This window comes from Aquimarina muelleri DSM 19832, from assembly GCF_000430665.1.
Taxonomy (GTDB): Bacteria; Bacteroidota; Bacteroidia; order Flavobacteriales; family Flavobacteriaceae; genus Aquimarina; species Aquimarina muelleri.
Map to the genome: position 1 here is coordinate 64,250 of NZ_KE387189.1, position 18,054 is coordinate 82,303.

Genomic DNA, 18,054 nt, shown 5'->3' on the forward strand with positions numbered 1-18,054 from the left:
TCGAGCAGAATTGAATACTTTATTTTTCAATTCTGCTCGATAATATAATATTATAATCTATTAGTTATCAGCTATATGCTCGTCTAATGGAATTTCAATATCTGTTCTAAAATCAGGAAATAATTTTTTAGTTTCAGGATCATCAATAAGCTTATTTGACTCTACAAAATACCATTGGGATATCTTTTTATTATAAAAACCAAATAGTGAACTTTTGAGAGTTACTTGCCTTCCACTAAAATCCATTTTTATAGTATTTTTTACTAAACAGCGATATTCTTTACCTTCTTTTTTAATTTCGGATACTTCATCTATTTCAGAACTGATTATTTTTATTTTTTGAGCGTCCATGGTTCTAAATATTTCATTCATCGCTTCCATCAGCTGCTTTTCTCCATACGCTTCATAAACTTCAGGATGTGTATATTTAAGTATTGTATTTAAATTTCTATCGATTGAAGCTTGAGAAGTTGCTTTCGCATCTCTTAATGCAAATTCTTTTAATGTACTCTCACTTTGAGAATATATGCTTCCATGAATTAAAAGTAAAACTAAAATTAAATTTTTCATTGGGACTTTTTTTACAAATATAAGAATTTTTAAACTATAAGAATTTTTTATAGATTTTTATAAATAATTAGTTTTTCTTATTAAAAAACGATTAATATAATGCGTTTTAAAAGGATTAAAAAAACAGGTAATGTGATATTATATTATTTATTTAAAACACTAAGAAAACGCATTATATCAGTTTTTCTTATTAAAAATATAAATTTATTAGTTTTTTGTTGAAAAAATAAAAAATTAGAAGTCCAATCAAAATATTTGATCGGTTATATTTATAAATTTATTTTTTCTCTTCAGAGTTTTTACCAATTCCTTTTTTTGCATTTTGTTTTTTCATTTCTTCACCTATTTGATTAGAGGCTGTAAAAGATGCAATCATATTATTTAACATATCACTACCAGCTTGAGGAGAGTTTGGTAATAATATTAGGTTACTATTAACATGTTCTCCTATAGATTGTAATGTATCATAATGTTGTGTAACAACAATAAGGGCAGAGGCTTCTTGTGAATTAATTCCTACATTATTTAAAACATCTACACTTTCTTCCAAACCTCTTGCTATTTCCCTACGTTGATCTGCAATACCTTGACCTTGCAATCTTTTACTTTCAGCTTCAGCACGAGCTTTGGCAACTATTTTAATTCTTTCGGCTTCAGCTTCATATTCTGCAGCAACTTTTTCACGTTCGGCAGCATTAATACGATTCATAGCTTCTTTAACCTGAGCATCAGGATCTATATCGGTTACCAAAGTTTTTATAATGTCATAGCCATAGTTTATCATAGCTTCGTTAAGCTCTTGTTTTACAGCAATAGCTACATCATCTTTACGTTCAAAAACGTCGTCTAGTTTCATTTTTGGTACTTCTGCTCTAACAACATCAAAAACATAAGAAGTAATTTGATCATGTGGATTTTCTAATTTATAAAAAGCATCATATACTTTTTCTTTGATTACTTGAAATTGAACAGATATTTTAAGACGTACAAAAACGTCATCTTTAGTTTTAGTCTCTACTAAAACATCTAATTGTTGAATTTTTAAGTTTATACGTCCAGTAATACGATCAAAAACTGGAATTTTAAAATGTAAACCAGAATTTCGAGTACTTAAAAATTTACCAAATCGCTCCACAATAGCAGAGGTTTGCTGTTTTACGGTAAATATTCCTGAAAACAGAATAATAAAACCGAAGATTAATATTGGAATAAAATAGAAACTCATTTTTTTTTAGATTAAAAAGTTAAAAATGTATTTACGAATGAATGTACTAATAAATTGTAAATCAATGTTCTTAATTTAGAAATTCTTAGCATAGTAGTATTTATGTTTTAATCCATATTCTGAAGTTTAATTCTCTTAGGTTATTAATTTTATCGATGCTTGTTTTAAAAGCATATGTTCACTAACTTGCTAATATAATGTGAATTAAAAAGCGCTTCTATTTATAATTTAAAATAGAAGCGCTTTTTAAAAGTTAGAAATTATATTTCAATTAACTTCTATAGCATTTTGTATTCTCTTTATAGTTTCATCTTTACCTATTATAGATGCGATTTGAAATAAATCTGGACCTTGTAACGAACCTACTAAGGCTATACGTAATGGCATCATAACCTTACCAAAACTTATTTCTTTACCTGTAATCCATCCTTTTACTATAGAAGAAATATTTGTTTCAGAAAAATCACTTATATCGCTTAGTATCCTAGTTAGTTCATGCATTAGGATAGGAGTATCTTCTTTCCAGGCTTTTTTCACAGCTTTTTCCTCATATTCATTTGGTGAAACAAAATAAAATTCACTAAGTTCCCATAAATCTTTTACAAAAATAGCACGTTCTTTTACAGCAGTAATTATATTTTGAACATCTAAAGAGGTAGAAATATTTTTTTCTTTTAATATAGTTTTAAATTGTTCCGTCAGAATTTGATTATCAGAATTTTGTAAATGTTGTTGTTGAAACCATTTAGTTTTTTCAGGATCAAATTTAGCTCCAGCTTTATTAACGCGTTTTAGATCAAATTTTTCTATTAATTCTTCTAGAAAAAATAGTTCTTGTTCTGTACCAGGATTCCATCCTAAAAAAGCAAGCATATTAATTACTGCTTCTGGAAGGTAACCATCCTCTTTATACCCAGATGCAGTTTCCTTTGTTTTTGGATCAACCCATTGTAATGGAAATACAGGAAAACCCATTTTGTCACCATCGCGTTTACTTAATTTTCCTTTACCAACAGGTTTTAGAATTAATGGCAAATGTGCAAAACTTGGAATATCCCAGCCTAACGCACGATATAGTAAAACATGTAATGCCAAAGATGGTAACCATTCTTCACCTCTAATAACGTGAGTTATTTTCATTAAGTGATCATCCACAATATTTGCTAGGTGATAGGTTGGCATACCATCACTTTTAAATAATATTTTATCGTCAAGAATATTTGTATCTATTTTTATATCACCTCTAATTTCATCCTTAAGATGTAAAATTTCATCCTTAGGGGATTTAAATCTAATAACATAATTATCTCCAGAATTAATTTTTTCTAATACTTTCTCTTCCGATAGAGATATAGAATTAGTTAGTTTTTCTCTATTATGCCAGTTATAGATAAATGTTTTTCCCTTTTCTTCATGGTCTTTTCTGTGTGCATCTAAGCTCTCTGTGGTATCAAATGCATAATAAGCAAATCCATTTTTTATTAAAAGATCTGCATATTGTTTATATATTTCTTTACGTTCACTTTGTCTATATGGTCCATATTCTCCTTCTTTTCCAGGTCCTTCATCAAAAGGAATACCACACCATTCTAAAGCATTTTTAATATACTCTTCTGCACCTGCAACATATCTATTTTGATCTGTATCTTCTATTCTAAGAACGAAGGTTCCTTTATTTTTTTTTGCAAAAAGATAATTAAATAAAGCAGTTCGTACTCCTCCTATGTGTAAGGGTCCAGTAGGACTTGGTGCAAATCGTACCCTAATGTCTTTTGTCATGATAATGTTTTTTAAACTCTTTAAAAAAGTTTTATAAATAAATAACAAAGATACAACCTTATATAGGTAGCTAAAAATGATTTTATAAGATTGCTATTAAATTTTAAATAAAGTTCATTCTCTTATAAAAGGTTTAATCCATATTCTGGAGTTTAACTCTCCGAGGTTATTTATTTTATTTTTCACGTGAAACATATTTAATTATGTCAAAATTGAAATAGGAGGTAAGTATAATTATTTTAATATTCTTCCTTTGTCTTTATATCTTATAAGTTATAAGAAAATATAAATTAAGAATTAGTGTATAGATTATGGTTAGATAATTAAAAATTCCTTACAAACAAATGTAAAGAACAATCAAGATGAATAGATTATATAATCAAGAGTATTTTAAAAATGAATATAACAACTTATTTTATAGAGGGTTGAATTATTATAAATATAACAATTCTATTAAAAATAAAATTGTAGATTTAGAAGTTAATGAAAAATGAAAGCTTTACAATATGGAGAATTTCCAATTCATAAAAAATAAGTTAGAAGAGTTTATAAAAAGGTACTACGTAAATGAACTTATAAAAGGCATAATACTTTTTTTTGCGATAGGCGTATTGTATTTTTTACTAACCTTATTAATTGAAAATTTTTTGTGGCTTAGTAAGATAGGAAGAACCATATTATTTTGGTTATTTATTATAGTAGAACTTACTTTGTTTATAAAATTAATACTAGTACCAATCGCAAAGCTCTTTAGACTTGCGAAAGGAATAGATTATGAAAAAGCATCCAATATTATTGGTAATCACTTTCCCGAGGTAAATGATAAACTTTTAAATTTATTACAATTAAGTAAAAGTACAACTTCATCTTCTTTATTATTAGCAGGCATCGAACAAAAGTCAAGCCAATTAAAGCCTATTCCTTTTAAATTAGCTATTAATTTAAGGAAAAATAGTAAATACTTAAAATATGCAGCAATTCCTTTAGTACTATTTTTGATATTATTTGTTTTTAATAAAACAAGCTGGATTTCAGATAGTTATAACAGAGTCGTTAATTATGAAGTTGCATATGAACCACCAGCTCCATTTAAGTTTTTTATTACTAATTCTACTCTAAATGTATTTGAAAATACAGATTTTGTGCTTAAAATAAAAACAACAGGTGATGTAATTCCTGACAATGCAACCATAAAATATAATAACGAAGTTTACTTTTTAAAAAACACCGGACCAGGAGAGTTTGAGTACACTTTTGTACAACTCAAAAAGCCTTTAGAATTTATAATTAGTGCCAATAATATTAATTCTATTCCTTATAATTTATCAGTGGTTCCTATACCTGCATTATTAAATTTTGAGATGAAATTGGATTATCCAACATATACAAAAAAAACAGATGAGATTTTAAAAAGTTCTGGAAATGCAACTATACCTGAAGGAACAAAAGTTAGCTGGGTAGTGTATACAAGAAATACAGATGTAGTTGAGTTTAAAACAAAAGACTCTGTAATATCTATGAAAAAAAATGAAACAAACTTTTTATATGAAAAGAATATCTATACTAATTGGGATTATGAGATTACAACATCCAATAAAAATGTAAAAAATTACGAAAACTTATCTTTTAATCTTAATGTAATAAAAGATCAATATCCAGAATTAAACCTAAAATCTGAAAAGGATTCTATAGATAATCAAACATTATATTTTTATGGAAAAATAAGTGATGATTATGGTTTAACCAAACTGAGGATGGTATATTATGATTCTGATAAGACCGAGGATGTTAAATTTAAAAATATTGAAATTAATAAGACAGAATTTGATGAGTTTATTTATGCTTTTCCCGCAGAGATAGATCTTGTAGATGGAGTTAATTATGAGTTCTATTTTGAGGTTTTTGATAATGATATTATTCATAATTATAAAAGTACAAAAAGCCCGATTTTTAATTTTAAACAGCTTACAAAAAACGAAAAAGAAAAACTTTTGTTACAAAAACAAAATGATGCTATTTCTGGTTTAAACAAATCATTAAATAAATTTAAAGAACAAGAGGAGGAATTAAAAAGTCTAAGTAAAATCCAAAAAGAGAAAAAAAGACTAGATTTTAACGATAAAAAAAAGCTGGAAGACTTCTTAAATAGACAGAAACAGCAAGAGAAAATGATGCAAGATTTTTCAAAAAAGCTAAAAGAAAATCTAGAACAGTTTGATAAAAAAGAAGAGGAAGAACCTTTTAAAGATGCTCTAAAAGAAAGATTAGAAAGGAATGAAGAGAAACTTAAAAAGAACGAAAAGCTTTTAGAAGAAATCGAACGCCTTTCTGAAAAAATACAAAAAGAAGAATTAACAAAAAAACTAGAAGAGTTAGGTAAGGAAAACAAAAATCTAAAAAAGAATTTAGAGCAACTCCTCGAACTTACAAAACGATATTATGTTGCAGAAAAGCATGAAAAATTAGTAAAAGAATTAGAGGATTTATCTAAAAAACAAGAAGAACTTTCTGATAAAAATGAAGAAGAAAACACTAAAGAAAAACAAGATGAGTTAAATAAAGAGTTCGAAGACTTTCAAAAAGAAATTGAAAAGTTACGGAAAGAAAATGAGGATTTAAAAAAACCAATGAGCTTAGATCAAAAGAAAGAAGATGAGAGTGAAATAAAAAAGGAGCAAGAAAAAGCGAGTGAAAATTTAAAAAAAGAAAATAAATCAGAAGCTAAAAAGAATCAAAAAAGTGCTGCTCAAAAAATGAAGCAAATGAGTAAGGGTATGAAGATGCAAATGGAGATGAGTGGAGCAGAACAACAACAAGAAGACATGGAAATGTTACGGCAAATTTTGGATAACTTAGTAGATTTTTCTATTACTCAAGAAGATTTAATGAAAGATTTTAAAGGGATAGATATGAATAATCCTAGCTACTCTTCTAAACTTAAAAAGCAAAGTGTGCTAAGAGAAAACTTTATTCATTTAGATGATAGCCTATATACCTTAGCTCTGCGTACTCCTCAGATAACAGAATTGGTTACTAAAAAACTTACAGACATAGAGTTTAATATTGATAAATCTTTAGAACGACTTGCTGAAAATCAAATAATACAAGGATCCGCTAATCAACAATACACAATTACAGGCTCTAATGATCTGGCCTATCTTTTAAGTAGAACATTAGATCAAATGCAAAGTAGTATGTCTGCATCAGGTAGTAAAGGTAAAAGCGGATCTAATGAAATGCAGTTACCAGATATTATAAAAAAGCAAGAAGAACTTAATGAGCAAATGAAAGAAGGATCAAAAAAAGGAGAAAAACAAGGAAATAAAGAAGGAGAAAAAAACAGTGGAGAAGGCAAAGAAGGTGACCAAAAAGGAAATAAAAAAAACGGTAAGCAAAAGGGGGGAGAAGGTAATAATGAAGAGGGAGAGTCTGAACAACAAAAAGAAGATTTAAATGGGCAGTTATATGAAATATATAAAGAGCAACAACAATTGCGAAATGCACTGCAAGACAAAATAAATAAAGAAGGAAAAGGAAATTCTGCAGGAAGTGGTCTATTAAAAAAAATGGAGCAAGTAGAACAAGAGCTTTTAGAAAAAGGTTTTAATAAACAAACATTAGGTAAAATGTTAGATTTAAAACACGAACTTCTTAAGCTCGAAGACGCTACTTTAGAACAAGGAGAAGAAGAAAAAAGAGAAAGTAAATCAAATGAACTACAATTTAGTAATCAAAACATATTACAACTAGATAAAGCAAAACAATATTTTAATACTACAGAGATATTAAATAGACAAGTATTACCTTTGCGGCAAAATCATAAACAAAGAGTACAAAGGTATTTTAAGAAAGACAATGATTAATTTTTATTACGAAACAGATATAGAATTCAAGAACGAAACCTTTTTAATAAAATGGATAAATTCTGTTATTCTATCTGAAAAAAAAACAGAAGGAGAGATAAATTTTATCTTTTGTAATGACGAATATTTATTAAAAATAAACCAAGAATTTTTAAACCATGATACATATACGGATATTATAAGCTTTGATAATACTTTAGGAAATCAATTAAACGGAGATATTTTTATCTCTATAGATAGAGTAAGGGATAATGCTATAGAGTTTAATGTTCAAGAAGAAGAAGAAACACGAAGAGTTATTATACACGGTATATTACATTTTTGTGGATATAAAGATAAAAGCAAAGAAGAAGAATCTCTTATGCGAAGTAAAGAAAACGAAAAACTACTAATGTTCCACGTGGAACATTAGTAGTTTTTCACAACACATATTTGTTCCACGTGGAACAAATATGTGTTGTGATCAGATGATGTTCCACGTGGAACATCATAATTTTAATATAAATAAAATCATGTTCCACGTGGAACAATTGTATATAAATTATGTTTGATAGAGAGTATGATGTAATAGTAGTGGGTGCAGGACATGCAGGAAGCGAAGCTGCAGCTGCGGCTGCAAATTTAGGGTGTAGTACATTGTTGATCACTATGAATTTGCAAAACATCGCACAGATGAGTTGTAATCCTGCAATGGGAGGTATAGCAAAAGGACAAATAGTTAGAGAGATTGATGCGCTTGGAGGGTATAGCGGGATCATAAGTGATCGTACTGCTATACAGTTTAAAATGTTGAATAAATCCAAAGGCCCCGCAATGTGGAGTCCAAGGGTTCAAAGTGATCGGATGCGTTTTGCTGAAGAATGGAGAATCATGCTGGAGCAAACTCTTAATTTAGATTTTTATCAAGATATGGTAAGTGGTCTTCTAGAAGAAAATGGAGAGATAAAAGGAGTACGAACATCTCTAGGTATTGAAATAAAAGCAAAAACTGTAGTGCTTACCAATGGGACTTTTTTAAATGGTTTAATTCATATAGGAGAAAAACAATTTGGAGGAGGTAGAGCAGGAGAAAAAGCAGCCACAGGAATAACAGAACAATTAATTGAATTTGGATTTGATAGTGGTAGAATGAAAACTGGAACACCGCCAAGAGTAGATGGTAGATCGTTAGATTATTCTAGAATGGTGGAGCAACCAGGAGACGAGCAACCAGAAAAATTTAGTTATTCAGATGTAACAAAACCTTTAAAAGAACAAAGGTCGTGTCATATGACATATACATCTCTCGAAGTTCATGAATTGCTTAGAGAAGGTTTTGATCGTTCTCCTATGTTTAATGGTAGAATCAAAAGCATCGGACCAAGATATTGCCCATCTATAGAAGATAAAATTAATCGTTTTGCAGATAAAGATAGACATCAGCTTTTTGTAGAACCAGAAGGATGGAATACGGTAGAAGTTTATGTAAATGGATTTTCAACATCATTGCCAGAAGATGTTCAATTTAAAGCATTAAAATCTGTAGTTGGTTTTGAAAACGTAAAGTTTTTTAGACCAGGATATGCAATCGAATATGATTATTTTCCACCAACGCAATTAACACATACTTTAGAAACTAAATTAATTTCAGGTTTGTTTTTTGCAGGACAAATTAATGGAACAACAGGTTATGAAGAAGCAGCATCTCAAGGATTAATGGCCGGGATTAATGCAGCTTTAAAAGTAAAAGAAAAAGAATCTTTTATTCTTAAAAGAAGCGAAGCATATATAGGTGTGTTAATTGATGATCTAATTACAAAAGGAACAGAAGAACCATATCGTATGTTTACATCTCGAGCAGAATACAGAACTTTGCTTAGACAAGATAATGCAGATTTTAGATTAACACCAAAATCTCATGAGATAGGTTTAGCATCAGATTCTCGAATGAAGAGAATGGAAGAAAAAGAAGCAAAAGCAATTGCTTTTGTACAATTTTTTAAAGACACCAGTGTTTCTCCAGAAGAAGCAAATCCTATTTTGGAAGAAAAAAAATCTAGCCCAATTAATCAAAGTGGTAAAATGTTTAAATTATTTTCTCGTCCACAAATTACATTAGAAGATATTAAACACTTTACAAAAGTGGATGAATATATAAAAGAAAATAATCTGGATAAGGAAGTTTTAGAACAGACAGAAATCCAAGTTAAATATTCTGGATATATCGAGAAAGAAAAAAATAATGCAGATAAATTAAATAGGTTAGAAAATTTAAAGATTCCAAAAGACTTTGATTATTCTAAACTAAAATCTCTTTCTTTTGAAGCCAGAGAAAAAATGACTAAAATAAAACCAGCAACAGTTTCTCAAGCATCACGAATTAGTGGAGTATCTCCAAGTGATATTTCTGTTCTTTTAGTGTATATGGGTAGATAACATAATGGAGTATGTAATTATTAAGGAATCGCAAACAGTATTAATGAGGATATTTTCATTTATAACAATTATAGTTTATTCTATTATATCTTATTTAGTCATTGAGTTTTCTATTCTTTTAAGTATTTTGTTTTTTTGTATTGGTATCTTTTTAGCAGGTTTTTCTAAAGTGTATAAAATAACCAGAGATTTTAATAACGAGATACTTTTTATTCTTTACGGAAAGATTATTTGGAAATCTAAATTTTATATCGAATATCCAGATTATATTTCAGTTTTTCATGCTTCGTTTGTTCAACGATGTGAAGATGATGGTACAGAAAATAAATTTAAGAAATGGGTAATACGGTTTTTTAAAGGGAATACACATTGTACCGTTTTAGAAGAAGATAATTATAATAACGTTTTAAAAACAGCTAATGATTTGGGTGTTCTTTTAAAAGTAAAAGTTTATGATAGATCTAAAGAATAGTTCCACGTGGAACATTTTTTATTTATATGGTATAATAAGTTTTTTATTTCGTTTACAGAAAAAACAATCACAGTAATGAAAAAATATTTTATTTTACTTTTATCGACTTTCTTGCTTTTTTCTTGCATAACCACACATAAGGTAAAGCAGATTGATAATTTTAGAATAGAAACAGAAAACGCATTTAACGAAGAGTCTTTTGTTTTTAAACCACCAATGCTTCCAGAAGAAGCAAAACGATCCCTTAGAAAACAATTTGGCTTAAAAGAGGATCAAAACTTAAAAGATTTTAATACATTTTTGTTTAAAGACTTAGATATCGAATTTAATGTTAAGATAAGTTTTAGTGTTGATAGATCAGAATCTATAGATTTAGTATCCTATGCTATTAATAAAGAAGATTACGAAAATAATATAGGAAAACCAGAAACTTTTGTGAAAATTATTGTTGTAGATCCAAATGGAGATAATTGTCTTTCTATGAAATCTTTGTTTTATAATAAAACCCGTTCGTTTTTGATTCAGATTAAAAACAATATAAAAAGAGAACCTTTATTTTAATTTTTTTGAATTACATAATGAATAAACAAAATGATTTAGATTTTTTTATCGAGTGTAAAGATCATACCGTGTCTGGAGAAACGTTTCAGTTATTATATGATAAAGAATACGATTTATTGGTTACTTCACCAAAACCTAAAGAACATGAATTAGGAAAGTATTATGAAAGTGAAGACTATATTTCTCATACAGATGCAAAACGATCGTTTTTTGAAAAACTATACCATATAGTTAAAGTATATTCTTTAAACAAAAAAGTGAAACTCATTTCTAAATTGAATAGTAAATCTAAACTGGTTTTAGATATTGGAGCAGGAACAGGAGATTTTTTAAATACAGCCAAAAACAAAGGTTGGAAAGTAGAAGGAGTAGAACCAAATAAACAAGCCAAAGAATTAGCTAAGCAAAAAGGAATTAATTTACATTTTACAACTACAGATTTTGAATCTCAAAGTTTTGATGTTATTACGATGTGGCATGTTTTAGAACATATACCAGATGTAGAAAATCAAATCAAAGAATTAAAACGACTTATAAAACCTAATGGATATGTGATTATAGCTGTTCCAAATTTTAAATCTTATGATGCGCTGCATTATAAATCTTTTTGGGCAGCTTATGATGTTCCCAGACATCTTTGGCATTTTTCAAAAACTTCTATTCAAAAACTTTTTAAAGAAGAAGGTTTTAGTTTAGAAAAAGTGCTTCCAATGAAATTTGATTCTTTTTATGTTTCTCTTTTATCAGAAAAGTATAAAAATGGTAAGATGAATTTTGTAAAGGCTTTTTGGGTAGGATTATTATCTAATACTAAAGCAAAACAAACCAAAGAATATTCTTCGCAGATTTATGTACTTAAAAACAGTTAATTTCTATTTTTAAGTATTTTTTTTATCTTTTTAAAGAGGTTAAGGTGTGTTTGTATTGTTTTTTTTCAAAAATCGCTTAAATCGCTTTATTTTTAGTTGTTTTTTATAGATTTTATGTATTATAAATATTAAAACGATCGTTTTTTATTATATTTATTTTTTTATTCAGATAATGAATAAACATCACATTAACTTTGATATTTTTGCGTAGAACTTAATTTTTGAAAAATGAAAAAATTTTTATGGATCGCAGGAGCATTTCTAGTTTTAGCTTCTTGTAATCAACAAATAGAAAAAACGGGTTATGTAAATAACACCAGAGTTGTTTCTGATTTTAAAGAAATGAAAGTAGCACAAGAAAAATGGACAAAGAAAAATAATGAAGTGCGCGCTGAATTGGAAGAAAAAGCGAAACAATTTCAAATAGAGGTACAAGGTTACCAAACTATTATGAAATCTATGTCTACTGCTAATAGAGAAAAGAAAGAGCAGGAGCTAATGACAAAGCAACAAGGTTTACAAAGAGAGCAACAAGCTAAAATGCAAGAGATTCAACAAGGAAGCCAGGTAGAAATAGACTCTATTATTAATAAAGTAAAGAGTTATGTTGAAGATTATGGTAAGAAAAACGGATATACGTATATCTACGGAGATACAGAAGCAAGTAATATACTATATGGTAAAGAAGAGTTAGATCTTACCGATAAAATTCTTAAAGAATTAAATGGAGAAGAAACTAAAACTACGGAAACTAAAGAATAAATAGTTTTTAAAATCATTTTATATACCCTGATTATCTATAGATAGTCAGGGTTTTTGTTTTCTATATATTAATGTTTTTACTTAAAAAAGACATGAATATGTAATTCAATTGTACGTGTAGGTTTATAGAGTTAAGGAACTTTAACGAATTTAGATTTTTTAAGGTTCCTATTTTACTGTGTTACTTTATAGCTAGTCTAGTAAATAAGTTTTTTATGAATCATTTTACTTATAAGTTACTTATAATCTGTTAGTTAAAATTTAAAATAACTAATGGGTATATTTATATATAAAATACTGTATATCATATACTTATAAATTTTTATTATATAACAAAAGATTAACTATGAGATATTTAAAAGAATAAATTTTGTCTTTAATTTAGATGGTATAATCTTAAAACCTATTAGTAATGAAAAACTTTATTTTATTTTTTATGGTTTCATTTTCTGTTAATTCTTTTACTTTAGATAATACAGATTTAGTACCTATATGTGACCCAGTAAGTATACCAGACCCAAAATTTGAAGAATTTTTGGTATTTGAGGGAATAGACAGCGATGGTTTAGTAAATGGTAATATAAGTAGTTGTGATGCAGAAAAGGTTACAGAAATATTTATCACTGCTTTACAAGGGGTAACTAATTTAACAGGAATTGAAGCTTTTACCAATCTTGAAATACTTAGCATACCAGAAAATGATCTGGTTACTCTGGACTTATCTAGTAACACAAAATTGATATCCCTAAATTGTTATTATAATCTTTTAGAACAAATAAATATTACAAACTGTAACCAGCTTTTGTCTTTAAATCTCTCTGATAATTTTCTTACTGGTTTAGATATTTCAGGAATTAATGATTTACAGAGCTTAGATACAAGACAGATATCGACTCTAAACTGTATAAAAGTAAAGGATCTTACAGAAGCTGCTGCCAAAAGCTCTGGTAGAAGACCTAAATGGAGAGTAGATAATCGGTCTACTATTTTTAATCTTAATTGCCCAGCTTCAAAAACATCGATAATAAATAGTAGTAAAAAGGGGCTTAGAAATAGTAAAAACAGGTCTGAGGATATAATTGTTTTTCCAACACATATTGCTAACAGAGAAAAATTAACTGTTTTAACTGAAGGCGATCAATATTTTGATGTATCTATCTACGATTTACAAGGTAACCTACTTAAAAAGAGTAAAAAGATATCTACAAAAGTGGATTTAGATATTTCTAAATTTTCACCTGGTATGTATATAGTTAAAGTAAATAGAGGAAGAAACGAATTCAGCAAAAAGATAATTGTGACTAAGTAAAGTATATAAAAATTTAAACCACTTCTAATAGTAAAACTCTCATTTCAATTAACAAATGAGAGTTTTTTTATTGCTTTTATTTAGTTTATAAAAAAATATCATTTTAACATTAAATTTTTTTTATCTTTTTTTACACTTAATCGGTAAAAATTGTCTTTTTTGATAGTAGATATTTTCGCTGAGGGTATTTTAATATGTAGTAATTTCTTTATTTTTACTCTATATACAGATGCTTTTTTTATTAAAAAAGGGGAAAATTTATCTTTTTTTACAGAAATGATAAAAATTTTAAAATTAACACAATACTTTGATTAACAAAATTTTATGTATATTAGAATGTTTTTTGGGTGTACATTTTTATAGTATAAAACTAAACAATTGTCAAAAGGTCAGAAAATTATTACAAAAAAATCTTAAATTTTAGTTTGATATAAACATTTAATTTATAATTTTATGACTTGGTAAAAAATATATTAACAATATTATTAACAAGCGCCCCAAATCGCAAAGTTAATAGTGCATATTCACCTTTATTATAAGTGTGATATCATGAAAAAAAAACTTAACCCCATATCATTAATTGCTATTGTGATAGGCTTCCTGTTTTCAGTACAAGAAGTTTATACGCAGCAAATTGACGCACCCTTATTTTCTATTGATGGTGGAGGAACTACGAAGCAACTTTGTGTAAATCAAAATGCTCCTAATCGGGGGGCAGTTGCCAAAACTCCTTCTGGGTTTGGACCCAATACCGAATATATTCTAGAACTGTCGGATGATACAGGTATTTTTTCTGATGCTACTACAAGAACTTTAACAACATTTACCAGTTCCGCAGCTATTCCGCCTAATGGAGATATCGTATTTCCTTCTTTTCCTATCCCTACAGATTTAAGAGGAGAGAACTATAGTCTTAGAGTAAGAGTTCCTGCGAGCAACTATATAGGCATGGTAAGAACAAGAGTAATTATATATTATTTTGATTTTTCTGAAGGAGTTACCTTAACAGGGTCTAATATAGAGTCTAATACAGTAGCATTGTGTGTTGGAGAGTCTTCTACTTTAACGGCTCTTCCAGGAGATTTCCCTAGGTATATATGGTCTTATAATGGAACTATCATTACTGGAGAATCTTCTTCTACATTAGAAAATGTAACACAAGTTGGGACGTACAAAGTAGAGGTTGATTTTGGAAGTTGTAATGCCTTCTATAATTTTGATAGTGCAACGGTAGAGGTAATTGATTTTAATAAAACTACGGTTAGAATTAATGAATCCTCTCCACAACAATTTTGTCCGAGTGATGTTAAAATTTTAACCACTAGTGTTACAGACCCTGGTTTTACGTATGAATGGTTTAAAGATGGTATTCTTATTCCAGAATTTGATGGCCCATCCGAGATTTTACCGCAGAGTAATTTTGCAGGAACCTATACGGTAAATGTAATTGGCACAGAAACTTGTTCTATACTTACAGATCCTGTTGAAGTTATTAACTTGGGTTCAGACATTCTTACACAACCCCCGCCTCAAATCATGATATTACCAACTCAAATATCACTGACTTTGGAGATAACTACCAATGCACCACTCTCGGGTAGTACTATAGAGTGGTTTAGGAATGGCATAAGTTTTCAAGGAGTGCTTCCGATTTCAGATCCGGGAGCTTTGTCTATTACAGTAACAGATCCAGGAGTATATAGTGCAAGTTTATTTGCAAATGATGTATGCATGGATACTTTAGAAACAACAACCGAAGTTTTTGAACCTGTCGGATTTAAAACAGTAATTACCAACTTACTTAATTGTGAAGAAGGAACAGGCTCTTTAGGTTTAGAAAATTTATATGGTATAACCGACACAGGAATAGAAGTTCCTATTACTACCGATCAATATACATTTTTTGATTTCGAATGGTTTTTAGGAACACAATCTACTGGTGTTACCGAAACCACATTTAGTGTTACTGAGGATAATATTGGAGAGATATACGCATTAGAAGCCACGTTAAGAGGAGCAGCTTTTGATACGGCAAGATCTAATGATCTAACGGTTGAGTTTTTAGGAAATAATGTGGTTATTTCTGCATCGCCAGCATTTATACCTTTCGGAGAAAACTCTACTTTAAGTGTATCTCAAAGTACTAGCTATATGTATGAATGGTTTAGAGTAGTGGATGGTGAAAATGAATTAATAGTAGATGGAACTACCAATGATGGTAGCATAACGGGACAAGGAACTAATGCAATTGTAACAGACATGACAGGGCAATATTTTGTAAGAATTACAGTTGCAGATTGTATCATAGATTCACAGCCTATAGTGATTTCAAATGCAGCAGGAAAATCAGAGATTATACCCAACATAGTGACGCCCAATAATGATGGTATCAATGATAATTGGTTATTACCACCATCTTTATTTAATCAACAAGATGTAGAAGTAACTATTTATACCTCTAGAGGTCAAGTAGATTACACCTCGGTAAATTACCAAAATAACTGGCCAGTAGAGAATTCTAAATCATTGGGTCAGGATCCTTTATATTACTATATAATCACAAAAAATAATTCCGTAATCAGAAAAGGTTCGATAACGGTAATGAGATAATTTATGGTCAAAAAATTACTTTTAATAATCGTATGTATATCTTTTAATGTTCTTAGAGGGCAAGATAGTAGTACTAGCACTTATGGTGTTCTTCCTACCGATATCCCAACTCATAACTTAGTAAAATATAACCGTTTTTATTTTAACCCTACTTTTTCTTTAGTACGCGAAAACAAAAAATCTATTAATTTTTATAATAAAACACAATGGGCTTCATTTAATGATAACCCGCAAACATACCTAATTAATTATACTGCCAATTTTGAAGAAAGAATAGGAGTTTCCATAGGATTACACCAACAAAACGAAGGGATTTATCGATACTTTGGAGGGATAGCTAATTTTGCATATAATGTTGAATTGAACAGGGATATGAATTTTACTTTTGGATTAAACCTAGGTTTTTCTCAAAGCGGAATTAAATCAAACATAGACTCTGCAACAAGTATTGTTTTAAATAACGGAGTAGAAGTAAATGATCCGATTATTCTTAATTATGAAAACAGCTCTGTTTTTCAATTAACACCAGGGGTCAATTTTAATTATGAAGAATTCGATGTAGGTGTTTCTGTATCCAACCTTGTAGCGTATAACCTAACATCTAGCGAATTATTAACAGATAATATGGCCTTTACAGGGCATGTTATGTATACGACTAGTTTAGAAAGAAGGTCAGATAAAATAATTCGAGGAATAGGATATGCAAACATGTTGCCTGATTTAGGAACAGATACTTCAAACCTTAGATATGGAGCCAGTGTTATTGTTGAATTGCCAACATTAGGTTGGGGACAGGTAGGGTATAATAGCTTTTATGGCGTTTCATTAGGTGTGGGAGGTAATATAACATCTAATGTTTCGGTAGGCTATACTTATGAAACAGGTTTTGGAGACACTAGTAACTTCGGAGCTACTCATGAGGTAGGCTTGGCATATAATTTTGAAACCGAAAAACCTAGAAGAAGAAAAAGTAAATCTAAATCCGGAACTCAAAAAGCATATGAAGAAAGAGATTCTGAAATTAGACGACTTAAAAGAGAAGTTTTAGAACAAAATAAATTAATAAGAGAGTTACAAAACGAAAAAGGAGAAGCCAGAAGTCAAGATAAAAAAGCAATTAGCGAACTCGAAAGATCTATTGCTGAAGCAAGAGAAAAAGAAGCCCAAGCTGCGAGAGATTTAGAATTGCAAAGAGAAGAAGAAGTAAAGCTACTTAATAAACAACAAGAAGAAAAAGAACGTTTGGCAGTTAAGAGACAACTGGAAGCGGAAATGGTAGAACAAAGAAGAGAAGAAGAGCGTCTTGCCGCACAGAAACAAGTGGATCGTGAAGTTTCACAAACAGAAGAAGAAAAAGAACGCTTAGTAGCTCAAAGACAAATAGAACAAGAAGTAGCAGAGCAAAAAGAAGCAGAACAAAGAATAGCAGCAGAAGAGGCTATACGAGAAGCAGAAGCAGCCAAACAGCAAGAAATAGAAGAACGTATAGCTGCTCAAAAAGAATTAGAGAAAGAAACAGCCGTACAAAAAGCAGAAGAAGAGCGTCTAGCTTCACAGAAACAATTAGAAGCAGAGATGGCTGCTCAAAAAGCAGAAGAGGAGCGTTTAGCTTCACAGAA

14 protein-coding genes are annotated in these 18,054 nt (G+C 29.2%); 11 read left to right on the plus strand and 3 right to left on the minus strand.

Annotation, left to right across the window (positions count from 1 at the left end):
• Positions 1 to 60 precede the first annotated feature (60 nt).
• From H527_RS0119815 to gltX, 3 genes are all read right to left on the minus strand, one after another.
• Positions 61 to 570 carry a hypothetical protein gene (locus H527_RS0119815; protein WP_027414250.1) on the minus strand — a complete coding sequence of 170 codons (510 nt, stop codon included), beginning with the start codon at positions 568 to 570 and terminating at the stop codon, positions 61 to 63.
• Between the two features lie 277 nt (positions 571 to 847).
• A complete protein-coding gene (locus H527_RS0119820) occupies positions 848 to 1,795 on the minus strand; it encodes an SPFH domain-containing protein (protein WP_027414251.1) in 948 nt (315 codons plus the stop codon).
• Between the two features lie 267 nt (positions 1,796 to 2,062).
• On the minus strand, positions 2,063 to 3,574 hold the full coding sequence (gene gltX, locus H527_RS0119825) for a glutamate--tRNA ligase (protein WP_027414252.1): 1,512 nt from the start codon (positions 3,572 to 3,574) through the stop codon (positions 2,063 to 2,065).
• A 362-nt stretch (positions 3,575 to 3,936) separates the two neighbouring features.
• Here gltX and H527_RS24750 point away from each other — a divergent pair, with 362 nt between their 5' ends.
• The 11 genes from H527_RS24750 to H527_RS23375 form a co-directional block, all read left to right on the plus strand.
• Positions 3,937 to 4,068 carry a hypothetical protein gene (locus tag H527_RS24750; RefSeq protein WP_262891731.1) on the plus strand — a complete coding sequence of 44 codons (132 nt, stop codon included), beginning with the start codon at positions 3,937 to 3,939 and terminating at the stop codon, positions 4,066 to 4,068.
• Between the two features lie 12 nt (positions 4,069 to 4,080).
• Complete coding sequence (locus tag H527_RS0119835) at positions 4,081 to 7,437, plus strand: DUF4175 family protein (protein ID WP_027414253.1); 3,357 nt, start codon at positions 4,081 to 4,083, stop codon at positions 7,435 to 7,437.
• Positions 7,430 to 7,849 carry an rRNA maturation RNase YbeY gene (gene ybeY / locus H527_RS0119840; protein WP_027414254.1) on the plus strand — a complete coding sequence of 140 codons (420 nt, stop codon included), beginning with the start codon at positions 7,430 to 7,432 and terminating at the stop codon, positions 7,847 to 7,849. Before H527_RS0119835 ends, ybeY begins: the two co-directional genes overlap by 8 nt.
• A gap of 131 nt (positions 7,850 to 7,980) precedes the next feature.
• Positions 7,981 to 9,852, plus strand: coding sequence for a tRNA uridine-5-carboxymethylaminomethyl(34) synthesis enzyme MnmG (gene mnmG / locus H527_RS0119845; protein ID WP_027414255.1), 1,872 nt, complete (start codon positions 7,981 to 7,983; stop codon positions 9,850 to 9,852).
• 4 nt (positions 9,853 to 9,856) lie between these two features.
• Positions 9,857 to 10,324 carry a hypothetical protein gene (locus H527_RS0119850; RefSeq protein WP_027414256.1) on the plus strand — a complete coding sequence of 156 codons (468 nt, stop codon included), beginning with the start codon at positions 9,857 to 9,859 and terminating at the stop codon, positions 10,322 to 10,324.
• A gap of 75 nt (positions 10,325 to 10,399) precedes the next feature.
• Complete coding sequence (locus H527_RS0119855) at positions 10,400 to 10,885, plus strand: hypothetical protein (protein WP_027414257.1); 486 nt, start codon at positions 10,400 to 10,402, stop codon at positions 10,883 to 10,885.
• A gap of 17 nt (positions 10,886 to 10,902) precedes the next feature.
• On the plus strand, positions 10,903 to 11,754 hold the full coding sequence (locus H527_RS0119860) for a class I SAM-dependent methyltransferase (protein WP_035089260.1): 852 nt from the start codon (positions 10,903 to 10,905) through the stop codon (positions 11,752 to 11,754).
• 228 nt (positions 11,755 to 11,982) lie between these two features.
• Complete coding sequence (locus tag H527_RS0119865) at positions 11,983 to 12,516, plus strand: OmpH/Skp family outer membrane protein (RefSeq protein ID WP_027414259.1); 534 nt, start codon at positions 11,983 to 11,985, stop codon at positions 12,514 to 12,516.
• 412 nt (positions 12,517 to 12,928) lie between these two features.
• Positions 12,929 to 13,825 (plus strand): T9SS type A sorting domain-containing protein, encoded by an 897-nt coding sequence (locus H527_RS0119870; RefSeq protein ID WP_027414260.1) that lies wholly within the window; start codon positions 12,929 to 12,931, stop codon positions 13,823 to 13,825.
• A gap of 549 nt (positions 13,826 to 14,374) precedes the next feature.
• Positions 14,375 to 16,435 carry a T9SS type B sorting domain-containing protein gene (locus H527_RS0119880; protein WP_027414261.1) on the plus strand — a complete coding sequence of 687 codons (2,061 nt, stop codon included), beginning with the start codon at positions 14,375 to 14,377 and terminating at the stop codon, positions 16,433 to 16,435.
• Between the two features lie 3 nt (positions 16,436 to 16,438).
• The coding region (locus H527_RS23375) for a PorP/SprF family type IX secretion system membrane protein (protein WP_155837971.1) at positions 16,439 to 18,054 on the plus strand (1,616 nt) is incomplete at its 3' end.